The 21,947-nt window shown below is 42.5% G+C and carries 17 protein-coding genes and 4 tRNA genes; 13 read left to right on the forward strand and 8 right to left on the reverse strand.

Features of this window, described 5'->3' with window-relative positions:
- Positions 1-312: 312 nt before the first annotated feature.
- Both serA and QO187_RS06540 read left to right on the forward strand, forming a co-directional pair.
- A complete protein-coding gene (gene serA / locus QO187_RS06535) occupies positions 313-1,539 on the forward strand; it encodes a phosphoglycerate dehydrogenase (RefSeq protein ID WP_057758460.1) in 1,227 nt (408 codons plus the stop codon).
- Positions 1,540-1,685: 146 nt separating this feature from the next.
- Complete coding sequence (locus QO187_RS06540) at positions 1,686-2,114, forward strand: hypothetical protein (RefSeq protein ID WP_102094616.1); 429 nt, start codon at positions 1,686-1,688, stop codon at positions 2,112-2,114.
- A 64-nt stretch (positions 2,115-2,178) separates the two neighbouring features.
- On the opposite strand, the gene QO187_RS06545 is transcribed toward QO187_RS06540, so the two are convergent.
- From QO187_RS06545 to QO187_RS06560, 4 genes are all read right to left on the reverse strand, one after another.
- The gene (locus QO187_RS06545; RefSeq protein ID WP_102094617.1) at positions 2,179-3,252 is read right to left on the reverse strand and encodes a rhodanese-related sulfurtransferase; all 1,074 of its coding nucleotides are present in this window, start codon (positions 3,250-3,252) and stop codon (positions 2,179-2,181) included.
- A gap of 256 nt (positions 3,253-3,508) precedes the next feature.
- Complete coding sequence (locus tag QO187_RS06550) at positions 3,509-4,090, reverse strand: tetratricopeptide repeat protein (RefSeq protein WP_102094618.1); 582 nt, start codon at positions 4,088-4,090, stop codon at positions 3,509-3,511.
- A 414-nt stretch (positions 4,091-4,504) separates the two neighbouring features.
- Complete coding sequence (gene metW, locus QO187_RS06555) at positions 4,505-5,113, reverse strand: methionine biosynthesis protein MetW (protein ID WP_102094619.1); 609 nt, start codon at positions 5,111-5,113, stop codon at positions 4,505-4,507.
- Complete coding sequence (locus tag QO187_RS06560) at positions 5,110-6,468, reverse strand: homoserine O-acetyltransferase (RefSeq protein ID WP_228153239.1); 1,359 nt, start codon at positions 6,466-6,468, stop codon at positions 5,110-5,112. Before QO187_RS06560 ends, metW begins: the two co-directional genes overlap by 4 nt.
- A gap of 495 nt (positions 6,469-6,963) precedes the next feature.
- On the opposite strand from QO187_RS06560, the gene hemH reads away from it, so the two are divergent.
- Positions 6,964-7,983, forward strand: a complete 1,020-nt coding sequence (hemH, locus tag QO187_RS06565) for a ferrochelatase (RefSeq protein ID WP_102094621.1) — start codon at positions 6,964-6,966, stop codon at positions 7,981-7,983.
- A 115-nt stretch (positions 7,984-8,098) separates the two neighbouring features.
- Here the strand turns inward: hemH and QO187_RS06570 are convergent, their stop codons facing one another.
- The 4 genes from QO187_RS06570 to QO187_RS06585 form a co-directional block, all read right to left on the reverse strand.
- Positions 8,099-8,482, reverse strand: a complete 384-nt coding sequence (locus QO187_RS06570; protein WP_102094622.1) for a hypothetical protein — start codon at positions 8,480-8,482, stop codon at positions 8,099-8,101.
- Positions 8,483-8,770: 288 nt separating this feature from the next.
- A complete protein-coding gene (locus QO187_RS06575) occupies positions 8,771-9,229 on the reverse strand; it encodes a hypothetical protein (protein ID WP_228153238.1) in 459 nt (152 codons plus the stop codon).
- A 374-nt stretch (positions 9,230-9,603) separates the two neighbouring features.
- A complete protein-coding gene (gene polA, locus QO187_RS06580; RefSeq protein WP_102094624.1) occupies positions 9,604-12,582 on the reverse strand; it encodes a DNA polymerase I in 2,979 nt (992 codons plus the stop codon).
- Positions 12,583-12,790: 208 nt separating this feature from the next.
- Complete coding sequence (locus QO187_RS06585; RefSeq protein WP_102094625.1) at positions 12,791-13,204, reverse strand: organic hydroperoxide resistance protein; 414 nt, start codon at positions 13,202-13,204, stop codon at positions 12,791-12,793.
- Positions 13,205-13,472: 268 nt separating this feature from the next.
- On the opposite strand from QO187_RS06585, the gene QO187_RS06590 reads away from it, so the two are divergent.
- The 10 genes from QO187_RS06590 to QO187_RS06635 all read left to right on the forward strand — a co-directional run bounded on the left by QO187_RS06590 (position 13,473) and on the right by QO187_RS06635 (position 21,613).
- A complete protein-coding gene (locus QO187_RS06590) occupies positions 13,473-14,375 on the forward strand; it encodes a hypothetical protein (protein WP_102094626.1) in 903 nt (300 codons plus the stop codon).
- A 205-nt stretch (positions 14,376-14,580) separates the two neighbouring features.
- A complete protein-coding gene (locus tag QO187_RS06595; protein WP_102094627.1) occupies positions 14,581-16,176 on the forward strand; it encodes a peptide chain release factor 3 in 1,596 nt (531 codons plus the stop codon).
- Positions 16,177-16,379: 203 nt separating this feature from the next.
- A complete protein-coding gene (locus QO187_RS06600) occupies positions 16,380-17,231 on the forward strand; it encodes an RsiV family protein (RefSeq protein WP_102094628.1) in 852 nt (283 codons plus the stop codon).
- Positions 17,232-17,388: 157 nt separating this feature from the next.
- The gene (locus QO187_RS06605) at positions 17,389-18,660 is read left to right on the forward strand and encodes an FHA domain-containing protein (protein ID WP_102094629.1); all 1,272 of its coding nucleotides are present in this window, start codon (positions 17,389-17,391) and stop codon (positions 18,658-18,660) included.
- Positions 18,661-18,834: 174 nt separating this feature from the next.
- Positions 18,835-20,331, forward strand: coding sequence for an anthranilate synthase component I (gene trpE, locus QO187_RS06610; protein ID WP_102094630.1), 1,497 nt, complete (start codon positions 18,835-18,837; stop codon positions 20,329-20,331).
- Positions 20,332-20,523: 192 nt separating this feature from the next.
- Positions 20,524-20,599, forward strand: a tRNA-Thr gene (locus tag QO187_RS06615).
- 67 nt (positions 20,600-20,666) lie between these two features.
- Positions 20,667-20,750, forward strand: a tRNA-Tyr gene (locus QO187_RS06620).
- An 84-nt stretch (positions 20,751-20,834) separates the two neighbouring features.
- Positions 20,835-20,908 (forward strand) — tRNA-Gly (locus QO187_RS06625).
- A 103-nt stretch (positions 20,909-21,011) separates the two neighbouring features.
- Positions 21,012-21,086, forward strand: a tRNA-Thr gene (locus QO187_RS06630).
- Positions 21,087-21,295: 209 nt separating this feature from the next.
- The gene (locus QO187_RS06635; RefSeq protein WP_102094631.1) at positions 21,296-21,613 is read left to right on the forward strand and encodes a DUF6122 family protein; all 318 of its coding nucleotides are present in this window, start codon (positions 21,296-21,298) and stop codon (positions 21,611-21,613) included.
- The last annotated feature ends 334 nt before the right edge of the window (positions 21,614-21,947 follow it).

The following is a 21,947-nucleotide window of genomic DNA, read 5'->3' on the forward strand; positions in this document are numbered from 1 at the left end:
GCACGATGCTGGGGCTGCTTATTATATAGTGAAATAACTATAAATTCAGTGATGAGTCAGCTCGTAGAAGTAATAAGGGGGTGATAATTTTTACCTATAAGAAGAGGTAAGTAATAAATAATTGATTCGAACGGTTTCAAACAGAATAATTCACTATAGCATAAAAATTTTTCAGGCTTGATAACCAATAATTCATCTAATCTGCTAACATCGACCTCAAATTTTGTGTAAGATATCGGGACTGTTTTCGTTTCCTCCATCATAGATTATCCAACAGGTAATCTTATAAAACAATTATAGGACAGTTCTCATATGGCGTTATCACTACAAAAAGACAAAATCCGGTTTTTATTGCTTGAAGGTCTACATGACAATGCCCTAAAAGTATTGGAAGGAGCTGGTTACCACAACATCGAGAATATCAGTCACGCCTTAGATCAAGACGAGCTGATCGAAAAGATCAAAGATGCTCACTTTATCGGTATTCGTTCGCGCACTCAGTTGACGCGTGAAGTACTTGAGCACGCACACAAGCTTATCGGTATTGGTTGCTTTTGTATTGGTACCAACCAAGTAGATCTAGACGCCGCTCGTGATCTTGGTATCCCTGTCTTTAACGCGCCATTCTCGAACACTCGTTCGGTAGCTGAGCTAGTATTGGCCGAGGCTATTATGCTGTACCGCGGTATTCCCGAAAAGAATGCAACCGTACATCGCGGCGGCTGGGGCAAGTCTGCGACCAACTCACACGAAGTGCGTGGCAAGACTATCGGTATCGTCGGTTATGGTTCTATCGGTTCGCAGCTGTCTGTCTTGGCAGAGAGCTTCGGTATGAAAGTCATCTATCATGATGCTGTGACCAAATTGCCACTAGGCAATGCGGTACAAGTTGGTAGCCTAGAAGAGCTATTATCAACGGCTGACATCGTGACATTGCATGTACCTGATGTGCCAAGCACTCGCTATATGATGAAAGCTGAGCAGTTCGCTCAGATGAAAGAAGGCAGCTACTTTATCAATGCGGCTCGCGGTACGTGTGTTGAGATTGATGATCTGGCAGATGCGCTTGAGTCTGGTAAAATCTTAGGCGCGGCTATCGATGTGTTCCCAAAAGAGCCAAAATCAGCTGACGAAGAGTTTGAGTCACCACTACGTAAGTTTGATAATGTGATTTTGACGCCGCATATCGGTGGTTCAACACAAGAAGCACAGGCCAATATCGGACTGGAAGTAGCAGATAAGTTTGTTAGATACTCTGACCAAGGTGATACAGCGACTGCGGTGAACTTCCCAGAAGTTTCTATCCCGTTCAAAGAAAACTCGCATCGTCTACTACACATTCACAAAAACGTGCCAGGCGTACTTTCTCAGATTAACCGCTTATTTGCTGAAGCTGGCATCAACATCCTAGCGCAGAGCCTGATGACAGAAGGTGATGTTGGTTATCTAGTGATGGATGTCGATTACAATGATTCAACAGCTGCACTAGACCAATTAAAAGATGTGGAAGAGACTATCCGCGTACGTATTTTGTTTTAAGTCATAGTGATCACTTATTCATAAAAAAAGAGGCTAATTAGCCTCTTTTTTTTTGTTCTATAACTGGGCTTTTATATAGACGTACGCTACTATTAGCTTTCAATTGTTGGTTAAATAATCGCTTCTCGATTTTATAGGAACTTATCATGTCAATAGCTTTGGGTTTTTGCACTGTCTCAAACGCGCAATTAGAAAGTATCATCAGTGGTGAGATTGATTTGCACGAAATGCGCGCCAACAATGACAATCAATATGAAAATGTCATTCAAGCTTCCTTTGAGTTTTATACTTTAGAGGTAATGGATGTTTTGGGTAGCGGCGAGTATCCTATATCTAACGTTTTATTTTTGGCAAATCAAGATACTGAGCTGTATGAAGAATATGAAGGTGTGCTTTACGATAACGATGTCGTAGCGCAGATTTTCTCAGATTTCAAAGAGACCGACTTGGATGACGTTATCGCAGATATGGGCTATGCCGATGATGAGGCGCTGCTCGAGTTATTTAAAGACGTGCAAAAATTGTTTGAATTTGCTGACGAAAAAGACATGCAAGTGATAGGGTTTACCGTTTAAATAATCATAAAAAAGGCAGGTTCCGCATCAGGCAACCTACCTTTTTCAGTTTGTCACTTTAGAATTACGTTTTAGATTTTGCTTGATTTTCTTCCGCACTGTGGCGGGCTTCCGTCTTAGCGGCTTTACGTTTTTCTATGACATCCATCACGTCACTACCAATATGAGCTTCGCCGCGTTGTTTTGCCAATTGCATTTGGTGCTCACGCTCACGGAAGCGGGCTTTTTGTTCATCAGTCGCTTTGTCGATACAGTGTGGGCATGACTCGCCTTTGATATAGGCAGGGCTTTGCATCTCATCGACAGTGATCGGCATACGGCAAGCAAAACACTGCTCGTAGCTGCCTTTTTCTAAGTTATGGTTTACTGACACACGGTTGTCAAAAACAAAGCAATCGCCTTGCCACATAGAGTCACTGGCAGGGACTTCTTCAAGGTATTTTAGGATACCACCTTCTAGGTGATAGACCTCTTCAAACCCTTGCTCGCGTAAATAGGCAGTCGACTTCTCACAGCGAATACCACCTGTACAGAACATTGCCACTTTTTTATGCTTGGTTGGATCAAGCTCTTTTGAAACGTATTCTGGAAACTCGCGGAACGTTTCAGTGTTCGGATTGACCGCGTTTTGGAAAGTACCAATTTGCACTTCATAGTCGTTACGCGTGTCGATCAAGGTGACTTCAGGATCTGAGATTAACGCGTTCCACTCACTAGGTTTGACATAGCGACCAACGGATTCCAATGGGTCAATATTTTCGACACCCATGGTGACGATTTCTTTTTTAAGCTTCACTTTGGTGCGATAGAACGGCTGCTCATTGGTATAAGATTCTTTGAAAGTAAAGGTGCCAATCGCTTCAATACTGCGCAAGTAGTCGAGGACAGTGTCAATACCTTGGCGTGTGCCAGAAATCGTCCCATTAATGCCTTCTGCAGCAATGAGCAGCGTGCCTTTGACGTCATTGCTTAGCATGGTATCTAAAATGGGCTCACGGAAGTGCTCAAAATCAGCAAAGCGGGTGAACTTATATAGCGCGGCAACGACGATATTATTAGTTACACTATCGTATACAGGGGCTGAATTGTTGTCAGTTATCACGGTTTCTTTGATATCACTATCTTGAGAGGTGCTCATGTCTTTCTCCTGCTGGCTAGGTCGCAAACCTAGTGCGTTGGTAATAAAAAAATAGATAGGTATATAACATTATCTCAATTGTGGAATTGATTAATGCGCGCGTAGTGTAGCAAATTTTGCTAGGGTTTTGAATAGTTTGAATAGTTTGAATAGTTTGAATAGTTTGAATAGTTTGGCTTGCTGCTATAAAAAACAAAAAAGCCCAGTAAAATACTGAGCTTTTTTTATATTCAATTAGTAGTACGAAAGTTAGAGTTTACTTACTCTGGAACCAAGTATCCGCTTTGCTACGGGCACTAGCAATGTCTGAGCTTGATAAGTTCAATGCCAACTGACCAATTTTGCCGCGAGCTTTGTTGCGGACTTTTTCATCTAGCATGCCATCACGGGCGGCCAAGTCATACCATTTATAAGCATCGACCAAATTCTTTTGCTTTTCATCTAACAATGCAAGCGTATAGCTGGCACGGTTATCACCACGCATGGCGGCTTTTTCTAACCAGCCACGGGCTTGTTGTAGGTTAGGCTGTACACCTTCGCCACGCAAATACATGATGGCAAGATTCAACTGAGCAGGAGCAACGCCTTGCTGAGCGGCTTTGGTATACCACTGGATTGCTTGTTGGGTATTTTGCGCAATACCTTCACCTTTTTGCAAACGCTTGGCCAGATAGAACTGAGCGTGATCGTTACCTTGGGCGGCACGACTAGACAACTCGCTCACAGGCATAAGCTCAAAACGTGAGGTATCAAGCGGTACGTTTGATATTAACTCAGCATTGGCTAAACCAGCACAAGAAAATAATGCAGTAAACAACGCAGCTTTTAATAATTTCATAGCAGCTCCAAAATTAGGCAGTTAATAAGCAAAAAAAAATTGTACCGCTAAACATTGTCTCGCTAAAGACAGTCAGACGGCGATAACAATTAGGTGGAATCTTGCGATATGAACTTACCTAATCATTAGCAAAAGGGGGTTGTCATCTCTAAATCAGAGATTTCACCCTAACTGATTAGACAAACGGTCGTAATAGTGGGGTGGCTGACAATATTTTGCTAGCTTAACACCCAAACTTACGAAACTCAAATACTAATTACAAGGTCTAATAGACGTTTGTACCTGATTGTCCTTAACAAAATCAGACAGTTACTAAAAAATTATATTAAGTTAACAATCTATTAAGGTTAATATCAGTACTTACAGCACTGTTTAGTATTCTATAAAACATAAAGACAGCTGAGAATTTATCGGTTATTTCTTGGTCACTCGGTAGATAGCGACGTCTGCTAATAAGTTAGGCGCTTGTCTTATTAACGCCTTCATCAAAGGTGTATGACCTTTTTCAGAATCACTAACCGCAAAACGATTAATAATATGAATATCATGCTGCGCACATAATAGTTCAAAATCTTTAAAGGTACATAGGTGAATGTTTGGCGTGTTATACCATTCGTAAGGCAGCGCTTCAGAAACAGGCATCATACCTTTTAGCCCTAAATGAATACGGTTTTGCCAATGCGCAAAGTTAGGGAAGGTAATGACTGCTTCACGGGCAACTCTCAGCATATCAAGCAACAACTCGTCAGGTGCTTTTACTGCTTGTAGGGCACGTGCCATGACGACCGTGTCAAAGCTGTTATCAGCAAAGCGCGCTAGACCATCGTTGAGATCCTGTTCGACAATTGATAAGCCATTGCCAATTGCCTCATTAATTTTGTCTTCATCAATCTCTAATCCATAACCTGTTACGCCTAGTTTGTGCTGTAAGTGGGCAAGTAGCTCGCCATTGCCACAACCTAAGTCCAGTACATGTGCTTGCGGCGCAATCCAGCGCTCTGCCAGTTGGTGATCCATTCTCATGAGCGTTCTCCTGTGGCTGAGCGGCTAGGGGTAATAAATGGCGCAGTCAAAAATCCTTTGACCGCACCCATGTAGCGAGGAATATCAAACAAGAATGAGTCATGTCCGTGCGGCGCGTCAATATTGATATAGCTGACTGGTTTACCAGTGGCCATCAGTGCATCGACAATCTCTTGCGAGCGCTCAGGTGCAAAACGCCAATCAGTGGTAAATGACACGACCAGATACTGGCATTGTGTATGGGCAAAGGCCGCTTTGAGCGCAGAAAGCTCTTGCTGACGATCAGACTCAATATCTTCAATCGTCGTGACCGCATCTTCTAATTCACTCTGTGCATTGGCTTTGCTAGATTCGACTGACGCCGCGATTGAGTCTTCTATTTGCACTGCCGACTCTGGAGAGGCTTTTGCTACGGTTGATGGGTGGTCGCGTATTGGATAGTCGCGCGTCGGATCAAAGTAATCTAAGGCCTTGGTCATAAGCAGATAAGTATTGGCATCGAAGTTTTCACTAAAGCGCTCGCCTTGATAGCGTAGGTAGCTTTCGACCTGAAATTCAACATCGTAGCCATACATGAATTTACCTGATTTTAAATCACGGCCAAATTTGGCTTTCATCGCGTCATCAGTTAAATAGGTAATATGTCCAACCATACGCGCCAATATCAGTCCGCGACGAGGATAAGTGCCTTCTTGTATATAGCGACCATCTTTAAAGTCAGGATCGGATAATATAGATTGGCGCGCTACTTCGTTAAAGGCGATATTTTGAGCAGATAGCTTTGGCGTACTGGCGATAACCACACAGCGCTTCAATCGCTCTGGATAGTCAACAGACCATTGTAGCGCTTGCATACCACCCATTGAGCCGCCGACAATAGCGTGCCAAACGTCGATGCCTAAACGATCTGAAAGCATTGCTTGAGTTTTTACCCAGTCTTTGATGGTGATCAGCGGAAAATCAGGGCCATACACTTGTGGCTCATGGCTGCTATCTGAATCAAGGCTGTCCGAACTAACACTATCCGAGCCAACGCTATCTGGATTAATAGTGGTAGGCCCTGTTGAACCAAAACAGCTGCCGATATTATTAACGCACACCACATAGAACTGATTGGTATCAATCGCTTTATTAGGGCCAATCATATTGTCCCACCAGCCTGCTTTTTTGTCATCAGCACTATGGAGGCCGGCTGCATGATGATTGCCCGATAACGCGTGGCAAATCAGAATTGCATTTGATTTATCGCTATTGAGCGTACCGTAAGTCTCTACCATCAAGTCAAACGAGGGTAGGGTACGGTTGCATTCTAACGTTAAGGGCTCAGCAAAATGAAAATTTTGGGGCGTAACGATACCTACAGACCCTAAATCACTGTTGGTATTGGCTGAGCTATTAGAGTGAGGTTGTGAATTAGGATGCTGGTCACTGGTATTATCAGAGCGTGCGTTCAAAGCTACCTCGCAAGACTACAATCATCAATAAAATAAAAGCAAAATGGCACGTTGCTAACAGGCTATTTTACCTACACGGTTTTTATAAACTGGGCCTGCCTATTGTATGGTGATGCGCGTTGGAGTACAACCATCGAGCGCGCCTTTCGAGCGCATCGATCATAGTTTTTATAGAAGGTGCGCTAGAAATGAATAACGAGTAAGCCGCCAGCATCAGGTAATCAAGAGTTAATAAATAGCAACTGCGTATCAAATTGTATAGGTGCGCTTTTAGCCCGCGTCATTAATAGATAAAATGCTACACTAATGAGGTGTCTATTCAACTGTGTCTTAACAGTATCGTCTCTTATTATTTTGACCTCACCCTTAATAACTTACTGCTAATAAAGTGCTGCTATGAAACCTAAATTGCCCCCACGTATTGCCGTTTTGTTAGTGAATCTTGGTACCCCAGATGAGCCAACGGCCCCTGCCGTACGTCGCTACCTCAAACAGTTTTTGTCAGACCCACGAGTGATTGAGATTCCCAAATTTCTATGGGCTATTATTCTGAATCTATTTGTCTTACCAAGTCGTCCTAAACGCGTAGCAAAGGCTTACGCGAGTATCTGGGAAGGTGACTCACCGATTCGTAAGATACTAAAAAGCCAAGTTGAGCTATTGGAACCACGTTTGGCTGATAGTGTGGCGCCATTTCGTGTCTCTGTGCATCCTGCGATGAGCTATGGTAATCCTGGTTTGCCTGACGTCATGGATGCGCTACGCGGTGAAGGGGTTGATCACTTTGTCATTCTACCGTTGTTTCCGCAGTATTCGGCTTCTTCAGGCGGTGCCGTATATGATGCGCTGACGAAGTGGACGCTCAAGCAACGCAACTTGCCAAACTATACGATTGTCAAAGACTACTTTGCCCATCCGCTATATATTCAAGCTTTGGCCAACTCTATTCGCCGTTTTCAAGAGAAGCATGGCAAGCCTGAAAAGTTAATGTTTAGTTTTCATGGTATCCCGCAGCCTTATGCTGATAAAGGTGATCCGTATCCTAAACGTTGTAAATGTACGGCTGCGCAAGTGGCACATGAGCTTGGCCTGGACGATGACGAATGGATTATCAGTTTCCAGTCTCGCTTTGGTAAGCAAGAGTGGGTTAAGCCATATACCGATGTGGTGTTGGAAGATTGGGGTAAGTCAGGTGTGCGCTCGGTACAGGTAATCAGTCCGGCGTTTTCAGCAGACTGTCTAGAGACACTAGAAGAGTTAGCCATTGAAAACCGTGACAACTTCCTTAATGCTGGCGGGCAAGAGTATCATTATATGCCTGCACTAAACCTTGATGAAACACATATTGAATTGCTTGAAGCGTTGAGCTTGCCTCTAGTAAAAGGTTGGGCTGGTACATTAGATGGCTGGGTTTAGATAATCGAAAGTCGCTGTTTCAGTAAGTTAAATAGTAAAATAAGAAAAAGCACGCTTAATATAGTTAAGCGTGCTTTTTTATGACTAAAAACTGTATTAACAGTTATGTTAAGTTCTAAAAGTCATCATCGTTGCTACGTTCAGCCGCTTCTCTATCAACAATATCCATCGCATCTGGATAATCGCTGTCATCAAGGTTATCCTGAACCAAAATCTCATCGACACGTGACTCATCGATATTTTGACGATGCGCAGGTGTTAGCCCTTGTGTCGCATCACTACCGACTTCTGAGTTGTTAAATCCCGCACTATTATCAATCACATCATCGTTATCAATGGTATGCAGCATAGGATTGTCCAAATCAACCAATTGGTTGTCTTGTTCATCCTGATTATTGTTATCTAAGTTATCTAAATTATCGACGTTGTCATTATTGTCACGACGATTACCGTCAATATGATCCATCTCTTCTGGTAGTGGGTTTTTTGAGTTTTCCATGAATAATTCCTTATTGTAGTTATTAGATGTCGCCATCATTAGAAGTAAAAATATCGCGCTGGCTTGTTAAAGCATCGCTCGTTGCGATGTAGATAATATGCTTCTCAGTTTGTACGCTTATTCAACTTTTCACTAGTAGTAAGGTGTGACAGGATGTTCAAAAAATGTAAGACAATGACTAGAACGCAAAACGGCTACTCAAAATGAGCAGCCGTAATTGTTTATGAAGTTTATGCTAAGTCTTTGTACGATAGCAAAGTCGCTACATAAGAAATCAAACTTATAGTTTTAATTATTGGCGTGGTCGAACTTATAATTTAACTTCTGTACCAGACATGACTCATAGTCAGCCAGTTTAAATCGCCATAAATAGGTCAATGCAATACCATAAATGGCAGTCTCAGCCAGCTCTTCGACAATTTCACCAAATGTATGCGGGAACATAATAGCGTTCTCACCCATGTATTGAATGATAGCCAGTACAGTAACGCTAAGATAGAGCGAAACTGGCACGTTTTTTAGCATTGCCCATAGGTAATGCCTCGAATAGACTAGCAAACCAAGCGCGACAAGATAAATAACGGTAAGGAAGCTGTCTTCCCACCAGTCATAAGACTGACCAAGCATCAAAAAATCGCTTGGAACCAGTAAGTCTGGTAGATAGTTCAACTCTCGACGAATGACAGAGACAAATATAAGTACGGCTGCTAGCCAAAAAGCCTTAATTTGTTTGACATGACTTTTCATAACATATTGTGAACTGCGCAATAGGCATATTATCAAAAGTATAATGCCAGGGACTTCAATGATGCCATCTGAACTCAAAATAACTGGCTCCTGCGTATCAAAAAGAATGTGTTAAAAACAAAAAAGTGAGCCCAAAGGCTCACTTTAAAGCAAAAATATTGAATAGTTAGTGTTTAACAGATGACCTATTATAAACCCCGTACCTAGATATTACTGTTATGAAATATAACTAACTGGTCATAAGTGATTGTTAATATAAACAATATATAATGACTCATTGTAGTATCAGTTATCAAAAACTCTCATATCTGCAAAATATATAAATAATCGTGCCTTACACGCTTGATAAAATGGCAGTTAGTGACAGTTAATGTCTAGTGCGCCTCATCCCAGTTTTGACCACTATCAGTCTCGACTAATAAAGGCACTGCAAAGTCGACATTCCAACCTTTTTCTACTGCTGTAGTCGTCAATACATCTTGCATAGCATCAGTAATCAGCTGGCTAACTTCGTCTACTTTATCGGCATCTACTTCAAACACCAGTTCATCGTGAACCTGTAGCAGCATTTTGGCTTGCTCTTTTGGCAGCACTTTATCAACGGCGATCATAGCAAGTTTGATTAGATCAGCAGCAGAGCCTTGTAGTGGCGCGTTAATCGCCGCGCGCTCAGCACCTTGCTTGACCATACGATTGCTGTGATTGATATCAGGCGTATAGAGCTTACGGCCCAATATCGTCTCGACATAACCTTGCTCATAGGCGCTTGCACGAGTATTGATCATATAGTTTTTGACGCCTGGATAGCGCTCAAAGTACATATCAATATAGTCTTGTGCTTCGCCGCGACTCATCTGTAGCTGCTTGGCAAGTCCAAAGGCACTCATACCGTATAACAGACCAAAGTTAATGGCTTTAGCATTACGTCGCTCGGTCGAGGTAACGTCTGCGACATCTTTGCCAAGCACTTCGGCAGCGGTAGCCGCGTGAATATCTAATCCTTCGTTAAAGGCATGGGTTAGGTTTTTATCACCTGAGAAATGCGCCATTAAACGAAGTTCAATTTGTGAATAATCCGCAGCCAAAATAACGCGACCTTCTGGGGCGATAAAGGCTTGACGAATGAGACGACCAGTCGCAGTACGAATGGGGATATTTTGTAAGTTAGGATCTGTCGATGACAAACGCCCAGTGCTCGTCAATGCCTGATGGTAGCTAGTATGTACGCGATCGGTTTCGCTATCTGCGACATTATCGAGTGCATCAGTATAAGTGCTTTTGAGCTTAGACAGCCCGCGATACTCTAGCGTAATATCGACCAATGGATGATCGATTTTTGATAGTACAGCCTCACCAGTCGAGTATTGACCAGACTTGGTTTTTTTGCCACCAGCCACGCCTAGCTTTTCAAATAGCATCTCACCGAGCTGCTTAGGAGAGCCTAAGTTAAACTCTTCGCCGGCCACTTCATAGGCGCGTTTTTCTAGAGCGATAATTTCTTCATCAAAGCGTTTTGATAGCTCGTTTAAGAAGGAGCGTTTAATCAAAATGCCATGCGCTTCCATTTGGCAAAGTATCTCTGCCGTTGGAATTTCTAGCTCATGTAGCAATTTGGCATTATTAGCATCGTTAGCCAGCTCAACGCTGAACACGTCAAATAATTGATAGGTGATATCAGCATCTTCACAAGCATAGTCGCTCGCGATATCGATGGCCACTTGGTCAAAAGTAACTTGCTTAGCGCCTTTACCTGCTACGTCTTCAAAGCTGATGGTTTGCGTTTGCAAATAATGACGTGCCAAATCATCCATACCGTGACGAGTAGCTGCCGCATTGATGACATAGCTGGCAAGCATGGTGTCCATTGCCCAGTTATTTGGCTGCTCATGTATGGCGCCAACTAGATCAATATCATAGTGAGCGAGGATGTGCGCATCATACTTTAGATGCTGACCGATTTTACCGATATTAGGATTTTCTAAGACAGGTTTTAAGCGAGCTAATACTGTATCGCGATCAAGCTGCTTGGCTATTAGCTCATCACCTTCTAGGCTATGCGTAAGCGGAATGTAATAGGCTTCGTGTGCTTGCAATGCGAAAGATAAACCGACGATTTGTGCATCACGCCAATGAACGCTAGTGGTTTCGGTATCAATGACAAAATGCGGAGCAGCTTCTAACAATTCGACCAAGCTATCAAACGCTGGCTCATCGAGTACAGTGTGCCACGCTTTATCATGGTTAGTACTGTCTTTGATGTTGTCAGTATTGGTCGATTGGAGCGATTTTGCTACCTGTGCCTGTGACTCAGTATTGGCTTGGCTATCAGCAACACTTTTAGAGCCATTGGCAGGGTGATTTGGATGATCGAGCGATGCCAGCTCATTTCTAAACTCAAGCTCATTATATAAGTCGCGCAATTCATCTATATGCGCACAAGGGTCGGTATTGATTTTTAGATCATTCCAATCTTGACCGATGGCTAAGTTGGTGACGATGGTGGCTAGCTTCCTATTAAAAGGAATATCGTCGACGTGTTCGATCAGACCTTTCGCCCCGCGACCTTTGATAAAGCCAATGTGCTTGAGCATGTTTTCGATATCACCATACTCAACGAGTAGGTCTTTAGCGGTCTTTTTACCGATACCAGGTACGCCTTTGATACCGTCAGAGGCATCACCCATTAGCGTTAAGAAATCGATCATTTGGTTTGGGTTAATACCGAATTTATCGATTACCGCTGGTGTATCCGTCACTTTACCTGTAAAGCTGTCTTCTAGTATTACGCAGTCGTTGACCAACTGCATCATGTCTTTATCACCCGTTGAGATGACCACATGATGGCCTTGCTCGACAGCGCGATGGGCAAGTGTACCGATGATATCATCGGCTTCTGCACCCTCGATCCGCAATAGGGGAATACCTAAGGCAGTGACCAAACGATGAATATAAGGAATTTGCTCTACTAGCTCGATATCGATGGGTGGACGAGCTGCCTTGTAATCAGCAGACATATGATGGCGAAACGTCGGTGATTTGGTATCGAAGCAAACAGCCATGTGAGTAGGATGATAGCGACGCATCAGCTTTAGTAGTGCGTTGAGTGTACCGCGTATCGCATTGGTGATTAGACCCTGCGAGTTTTGCATGATTTTTGGCAAGGCGTGATAAGTGCGGAACAGATAATAGGAGCCATCAACCAAAATAAAAGGTGGCTGATCTTTGTCTACATGACTGGTATCCATCAGCGCCACATTAGGCATGGTATCGAAGTTCGGTAGTGCTTTGGGGTCAAGCGCTTGGTGAGAGTTGTGGTCGTTATCGGTGGTATTGTCAGCTATGTCATCAGTCATAAAAGTCACTTATCAGCTATTAGATAAAAATATATACGCTTATTATAACGATAAAATCAGCGCGTGCCGAACTGCTTAACCGTTACGAGATGTTGTAACGATAATCTTTTTCACCAAGATTTCAAACAAAAAAAGAACCCAGACTAACTGGGTTCTTTTATAATTAATATATTTTTCATTATTAGTTGATAATGGATCTCATAATACGTTATTTTACTTCTGAAGAGACTTCAACATCGATATTACCACGTGTGGCTTTAGAATATGGGCATACTTGATGCGCTTTTTCAACTAACTGTTGAAACTCATCCGCTGACAAGTCTGTATTTTCACCAATGACATGAATTTTGGCTGCAAGCTTATATTCGTGGCCTTCGCCTTGTAGTAAATCTACTTCTATTGAAGTAGTCGAGTCAAATTTTGCCTTTTCCATCTGTTTGACTGCACCAAGTGCACTATCAAAGCAGGCGCTGTAGCCCATAGCAAAAAGTTGTTCTGGATTATTACCTTCTTTTCCGGAGCCTGGTGGTACCATATTGATTTCAAGGTCACTATCGCTTAAGGTTGCTGTACCCATGCGGCCGCCAGTAACAGTAGATTTGGTAGAGTATAAAGATTTCATGACACATCCTTTGTTGTGAGTTTTTATGTTTATATTTAAGTGGTAAATCTTAATATGAAACCTAGCATAACAAATCGCTCACGCAGCTCAGTGCATAGAGAGTAAATATATACTGCTAGTTTGTAAATGAGATTTCGGGCTCAGTTTTATTCGTTTTTAGATTTACAATCTTATCGTACAGTTGTCAAAGAGGTACAATAGCGGTAATGAGCCATATATACGTTATCAGTACGGATAATAGAAATCTGAATCATAAGGACATTGTTTGATGAATAGATGGATTGCGATACCTAGTGTTTGTTTTTTGACGACGCTCGCTTTGATAGGGTGCGAGGAAGAAGACGGCGCTTATGGGACAGCTAGTAGCAAGATTACATTGACAAGCTTTGCTAATAGTTATGATAGCAAAGCCAATGCTACGGCAATTGCGCGAATTGACGAGACGTATCGTACTGGTGCGCGCGAGATCAAAACAACCAATCTCATCAACAGTTATAGCAATCAAAGCCTGAATGATTTAGACAGAACCGTACTGGCAGATGATTTCGAGGGTCGACTTGAAAATAAAGACATCGAGGTTAATAATCGGACGGTCAAACGCCCCATCTATGAAAAAAACACCAATAACCAGCTAGAATACAAAACCACTTATAAGACGCTCAACTTATCGGGTTTGCGTGCGAACAGCTATGTTGCTAGTACAAACGTGAACAATAGATACGGTATTATTACCGACTTAAATAATTATTCTGAAATTCCGACCAATGTTGCTTTTCCTGAAGGGTCAGTTTGTTATATCCCTGTGGTAACCAGTGAGCGTTCGTTTTTGGCTTTTAATGATAAAAACAAGACTGGATACGCCTCCATAGAGAGGTGGATTGAAGTGGCCAAAACCCGCTTTAGTGCTGATAGAGATCATAGAACTTCTCAGTTCGGAGTGGGCATAGGCAATCAGCAACAAGCCGCGCAAGTCATGTTTTTCGAATACGATGATCAGCCTGCTTATGAATATAGCGGTGTTGAGTATGGAAAAGACGTCTATGAGGCAAACTATGTCGCCAAAGGTAGCACTGACCCGAACACAGACAGTCGTTTTGACGTAGTTGATTGTATAATCGTCAATGAAGTAGCTGGCGACTTCTTGGCTGAGCAAATAGAACGCTACTATTGAGATGGAGTGATGGTTATTAGTCGCGCTAATTAAGCAGGATAATCGCAATTTAAAAGCCCAAAAACACGCTTCGTTGAAATAACGGAGCGTGTTTTTTTATACGCTAATTCTGCACCCTGATGCTAAATCCGCTACAATACGCCCATTATTTATTTTATTTATTTAGAGTCACTTCTAAATCACATAACTGTTGAAGCTGAAAATTATGAGCGTAGATCCAAAGAAATTAAACAAAGAAGTTGCTAAGCGCCGCACCTTTGCCATTATCTCGCATCCCGATGCTGGTAAGACCACCATGACCGAAAAACTCCTGTTGTGGGGTCAAGCGATTCAGGTAGTGGGCGAAGTAAAAGGCCGTAAGACAGATCGTCATGCAACCTCAGATTGGATGAGCATGGAGCAAGAGCGTGGTATCTCGATTACGACGTCTGTCATGCAGTTTCCGTATAAAGACCATATGGTCAACCTACTAGATACCCCAGGTCACGCCGACTTTAGTGAAGATACCTACCGTACTTTGACCGCAGTGGATAGTGCGCTGATGATGGTCGATGGTGCAAAAGGTGTCGAAGAACGAACCATCAAGCTGATGGAAGTGTGCCGTATGCGCGATACGCCTATTATCTCATTTGTCAACAAGCTAGATCGTCAGATTCGTGAGCCGCTTGAGTTGCTTAGCGAAATCGAAGCCGTTCTAAAAATCAAATGTATCCCAGTGACTTGGCCTATCGGTATGGGTCAAGACTTCATTGGCGTCTATCATTTGACTGAAAATAAAACTTACTTTTATGAAAAAGGTAATGGCGGCAAGATGACGGTCTCTGAGACCAGAGAAGGCTACGATTATCCAGATATCCGTGAGCGTCTAGGACAGTTGATGTTTGACGCTTTCGAAGAGTCGCTTGAGCTGGTACAGATGGCGCTAGAAGAGTTCAGTGTTGAAGCATTTTTGGCTGGCGAGATGACGCCAGTATTGTTTGGCACGGCATTGGGTAACTTTGGGGTAAACATGGTACTTGATACCTTGGTCAAATATGCACCGCCGCCAAAAGCTCATCCAACGACTGAGCGTGAGGTATCAGCCACCGAGACAGATTTTACAGGCTTTGTCTTTAAGATTCAGGCCAATATGGATCCGCGTCACCGTGACCGCATTGCGTTCTTGCGAGTGTGCTCTGGTAAGTACGAGAAGGGCATGAAAATGAAGCATGTGCGTCTGGGTAAAGACGTACGTATTGCCGATGCTTTGACCTTTTTAGCAGGTGACCGCGAGGCGCTAGAAGAAGCCTATCCGGGTGATATCATTGGTTTGCATAACCATGGCACCATCTCTATCGGTGACAGCTTCACTGAAGGCGAAGAGTTGAGCTTTACGGGTATTCCGCATTTTGCTCCTGAATTGTTCCGCCGTGTAGTACTAAAAGATCCGCTTAAATCAAAAGCGTTGCAAAAAGGTCTACAGCAGTTGAGTGAAGAGGGTGCCACGCAGGTATTTATGCCGCAGATTAATAATGATTTGGTTTTGGGTGCGGTCGGTGTCCTACAGTTTGAAGTGGTCGCGCATCGTCTAAAAGAAGAGTACAAAGTTCAATGTACCTTTGAGCCAGTATCGATAGCTACGGTACGCTGGATTCATTGCGATGATGAAGTAGCATTGGCGAAGTTCAAGAAGAAAGCTCATGACCAATTATCAATAGATGGTGGTGGTTATTTAACGTACCTTGCACCATCACGTGTTAACTTACAGTTGATGCAAGATCGTTATCCAGAAGTGACTTTTAGCAGTACGCGTGAGCATTAAAATCAGCCACATCGCTGTATTGTTTATCTATTAAGACACGCTAGCCGTGTCTTTTTTATTGTCTGTTATTTATGTGATAAATGCGAGGAGATAAGCATTTAATTGTCAACAGAACCTTAAAAACACAAACAGTGTTCCTACAATACAGTGCAATTGTTACGGTAGAATGATAAACAACATTTTATATTTATAAAAGAGGACATATGCACACTACGACTCAAACTGATGATAAATCTATATCGGCTGATCTATTTTCGATAAAGGTAAGCCAGAGACGTTCAATTGCTATGTTGACTGGCAGCCTATTATTAAGTGCCGTTAGCATGTCGGTAAATGCAGGAAGTTTTATTAGCAGCACTGAATATCTACTGTATCAACTACCCAGTAATATACAAGAGACGTGTGACAAGCGTGATAACTGTCCAGAGATTGAAGTTAAATATCTCAAAAGCAGTCAAAACTGGATAGATGAGATTGCCAATGCCCGTATCGATAACTTAGTCGTCAATAGTCAGATGACAGAGTCAGCACCTATTAAGGGTAAAATCAGCGAAAAAGAAGTTAAAGATGCTCTTGATAGCTTTGTGAGTTCGCAATTCCAAGATATGCCTGATGATGTGTCATGGGGTTATAATCTGATGGTAGCGCCCAATTATCTAGGTCATGTCGATGACTTTGAACTGTTTGAGATAAGCTCTTACGTCTATACTGGCGGTGCACACGGCATGCCTTATAGCGAGTACCTAGTATTTGACCCAAGTACCAAAAAGCAAGTCACGCTTGACGATATGCTTATCTCAGGTAAAAAACCTCGTTTTGAGGCGCTTGCCTATGATGCGTATAAAGGATGGGTCAAAACGGTTGCCGAAGACGTGAGCAGTTATGAGAAAAACTGGCCATTTACGTTAAGCGATAATGTGACTTTGACAGATACAGGCGTTAGCATTCGTTATCAGCATTATTCTATCGGCCCATATGCTTACGGTATGCCTGTCCTTAATATCCCCTATAGCAAGCTTGATAAAGTTATAAAACCTCGCTTTATACCAAAGTAAATGCTGTATGGTGTTTGAGGAAAGTACTTAATAAACCGTGCTAGGCAAATATTATTAAAAAAATAGCGACAATACTTATCATAAATTGGCAGTAATATTTTAGAGTTATTATTTTTAGCATCATTGGATATTCAATAGAAAAATAAGGAGTTATAACATGACAAACGAGACAGACAGTATGAATACGGCAGCAAGTACAACTTGGCAGCTGAATGCATTGACGGAAGCATTAGGTGACCTGACACTGACGGTTAGTGATAGCTTATCTATAGGTCGTGGTAGTGATAACGACGTAGTACTAGGTAGCAAGCAGGTCTCTCGCAACCATGCAGTGCTCAGTGTGCTAGATGGTCAGTTGTACGTGAAGGACTTAGACTCTTCTAATGGCACGTTTATCAATGAGCAACGTATTGCAGGTAATGAATCTAGTCATCTAAAAGCAGATGATACGCTTGGCTTTGCAAGTTTTAGCTTTCAAGTGCAGGCATCTGCTGCACCTGTGACGACGTCAGAGAGTGAAACGCTAGCGCCAGTAGTCACAGAAGAGCCAGTAGCAGATATACATGAAAATGCTGACACAGCTGCCTTGACAGAAACTCCTGCTAGTGAGCCTGTGACCGAAAAGCAAGTAGTTGAGGAAAGCGTTCTTGAAGAAAGTTCCAGCAAAGAAGCTCTAATTGAAGAAGAGCCGATCATAGAGCAAACAGGTAATGAGCCAGTGATCAAAGAAACTGGTATCGAAGAAATGTTACCTGCTAAAGATGATACTGTACCTGTAGAGCCCTTACCTGTAGATGCCGGCTCAGATATGACCGAAGAATCAGTAACCCCTACGCACGAAACCGTTGAACCAGCTGTTGAAGAGCTAGCTACTGAAGAAGCCGTTGCTACAGAGCCAGTTGTCAAAAAAACAGGGATTGATGAAGTACTGTCTGACGCGGATGTGGCATCGCCTACGCCAGTAGAAGAAACGCCAGTTGCCACAGAGGTAGTAACTGACACATCTGTACCAATAACAACTGAAACAGAAGCTGGGACGACTACAGAGCCATCACAGGCAGCATCTACTGATAGCGCGCCAGTGGTAGAAAAGCAGCCAGCAGTGCATGAAGAATCAGTAATGCGTGAAGAGCCAGCAGTCCAAGACGAACACGACAAAACGACAAAAACAGAGTTACAAGAAGAAGCTGACCCTGAAGTTTTAAAAGCCAAACAAGCAGCTAGCGCCCAGTTTTCAGGCACGGCTAATTTAGGGCAGCCGCGCGATCTTGGTACCGAAGGCAACAATGCGATGGATCAAGAAATCAGCAACCCTGCCCATGCAGGTCATGTAGAGAAAAAAGCAAGCGGCGGCTGGTTTATATGGGTATTTGTGACCATTCTAATTATCGGTTTGGCCTTATGGTTGTTTAATATGGGCGGTGCATAATTCAATTTTACACTCGGTCTTTGTCGTAATTTTTGACAGAGGCCCTTGTGTGCCTACCGTTTTTTAAACAAATGACTCATTATAGCGTCGATATTTTAGCGAATATTGGCGCTATATTTTATAGAGCAGCTTATAGTTTTATTATTGCCTATAAGGTGCTAAGAGAGCGCTATTATGATGACTTTTGAAGAATACCAAGCTTTTAGAGATAGAGGCTTTAGTCACGCACCGTTAGTAAAAAAACGTCTGATGGATGCGCAGACTCCCGTATCTGTATTCTCCAAAGTACGTGATCTAAACGGCTCTGCCTATCTGTTTGAGTCTGTGGTAGGCGGTGAGCGCTGGGCACGATACTCCATGATTGGATTGGGTAGTGATCTGATTTTGCAGTACGCTGATGGCAATATGACGACCAAACGAAACGATCATATTGATACAGAGACAGTAGAGAATCCTTTTGATTACCTACGTGAGCTGATGGCGCAATATCATATGCCAACCGCTGAAGATGTGCCGACGATGCCGAGCTTTAGCGGCGGCCTAGTCGGTTACTTTGGATATGATATGGTACGTGTTATTGAGCCAAGTGTCGGCTTATCTGATGCGGCCAACCCAATGTCGATGCCAGATATGTGGCTGATGCTTTCGATGAGCATTATTGTATTTGATAATTTAGAGAATACGCTATCAATCATCGTCTATGCTGATTGCCAGTCTGAGGATGGCTACAGTTCAGCTATCCGTGAGCTAGAACAAATCGAAGAAAAGCTAGCAGAGCCATCCAATTTGCGCGCACCTGTAATGCCTACGCCTAAATTTATATCGCAAACAGGTGCCGAAAAATACTGTAGCGATGTCAATAAAATAAAGGATTACATTGCCGCAGGTGACGTCATACAGGTAGTGCCAGCGCAGCGATTGACAGCGGACTATACAGGCGACTCTCTAGCCGTCTATCGTGCGCTTCGCTACCTTAATCCGTCGCCTTATCTGTTCTTGGTGCATGGCTATACACTCGATGATCACAAACGCTTTGATATTATCGGTGCTTCTCCTGAAATCCTATCCCGTATCGAAAATGGCAAAGTGACGGTAAGGCCGCTAGCAGGGACACAGCAACGTGGCCGAGATGAAGCTGAAGATCTAGCGCTTGAGCAAGAGCTGCTAAATGATGAAAAGGAGACAGCCGAGCATTTGATGCTCATTGATTTGGGTCGCAATGATATTGGCCGCGTTTGCGAGTATGGCAGTGTCAAAGTCACAGAAAAGATGTTTATAGAGCGCTACTCACAAGTAATGCATATCGCATCTAACGTTGAGGGCACGATACGAGCTGACAAAGATGCACTAGATGTGTTTTGCGCTACCTTTCCAGCTGGTACGCTATCGGGTGCACCCAAAATCCGCGCCATGCAAATTATCGATGAGATAGAACCAGTACGTCGAACAGTGTTTGGTGGCTCAGTTGGTTATCTAGGTTGGAATGGTAATATGGACACGGCCATTGCTATCCGTACTGCGGTGATGCGCCGTGGTGAGATACATATTCAAGCTGGAGCAGGGGTCGTTGCTGATTCTGTGCCAGAAAAAGAATGGGATGAAACCAATAAAAAAGCATTGGCATTAATAAAAGCGGTAGAAATGGCCTGTAATGGCTTGCGTATTCGCTAATTAAATAGCCAGTGATATGGCAAAAATAAAGGCTGCAAGTAAAAAGCCAATTTATTGCCATATTTTTATTTATAAAAAAACCAGCTTAATCAGTGACTTAAATATTTATATTAAATTAATTTAAAAAAAGATGAAAAAGTACTTGCGCATCTCAAAAAATTTGATAGAATAGCCACCACTTTAAGAGAACAAGCCGACTTAGCTCAGTTGGTAGAGCAACTGACTTGTAATCAGTAGGTCGCCAGTTCGATCCCGGCAGTCGGCACCATCTCTCTTAAAGTAGCTTTTTATGAATTTGTCTTAAATGTAAGTCATTTTTGTTCAAAGCAACCTAAGGTGGGGTTGGGGAGCGGTCAAACCCAACAGACTGTAAATCTGTCGCGAAAGCTTCGAAGGTTCGAATCCTTCCCCCACCACCATATTTTCTAAAGTTTGTCATAGCGCCAAGCATACTCTCTATATCTCATAACTCTCGATTAGAGTTATCCTGAATAAGAGTAAATGCGGGTGTGGTATAATGGTAACACCTTAGCCTTCCAAGCTAATGACGCGGGTTCGATTCCCGCCACCCGCTCCATATATACACCATCGCAAAGCATAACAATAAATCATCACGAGAGTCAGTAATTATTGCTGCATCGTGATATTTTTTTTAGTGCAACTCAAAGGTTTCAATATACGCTCATATAGCTCAGCGGTAGAGCACTCCCTTGGTAAGGGAGAGGTCTCGAGTTCAATTCTCGATATGAGCTCCATTTATTGTTTATACCTTTTATGCTTGTTTTGCTATTTATATAACTTTGCGTCGATATCGAAATTATAGAATATTGAAATATATAACAGTAGTGCGGTAGACAATGATTCAAAGGTGACACTGAGGTGTTGCCTTTTAGTGCTGTCAGTATATTAATAAATATTGGTTTTGATGGTCTTATATAGAGAAGACTAAAACTAATAGGTCAGTATGCAGACATTAATACATTATTTTTTGCATTTTGGTTTTCCTCTTTTTATCGCGATTGCGTTTTTTAGAAGAGAGTGGAAAAAAGCATATCTGATTTTGCTTGCGACCATGCTGGTTGATATAGATCATCTGGTAGCACACCCAATATTTCAGGCAAATAGATGTAGCATTAATTTTCATCCGTTACATACTTATTATGCGATGCTAATGTATTTTGTTTTACTCTTTCTTCGTAAGCCTTTTAATATCATTGGAACTGGATTGCTGTTCCATATGTTAACGGATTTTACGGATTGTTTGATGATGTCGGTCAGCTAATATCGCGACCTTGCATATCAAGATAATTATACGGTTATAAGAAAGGTTATAATCAATCGAGCTTTATATCTACTAGCTAGAGAGAAGTTGATTTCGATTGAGAGATGTATGACTATTTAAGACAAGTCAGCGTATAATAACGGATACAAGAATTAGTTCGGAGCATTGTTTAAGCAGTGGTTCGTGCGGTTGATAGCTAGGTTTATGATGATTTAATTCTATTATGAGCCATTAAACAGCTTTTTATTGATCATTCACCAAAAAAAGAGGAAATACCCATGGCAAAGGCCAAGTTTGAACGTAACAAGCCACACGTCAACGTCGGTACAATCGG

This window comes from Psychrobacter sp. Arc9 (assembly GCF_041431295.1).
GTDB lineage: Bacteria > Pseudomonadota > Gammaproteobacteria > Pseudomonadales > Moraxellaceae > Psychrobacter.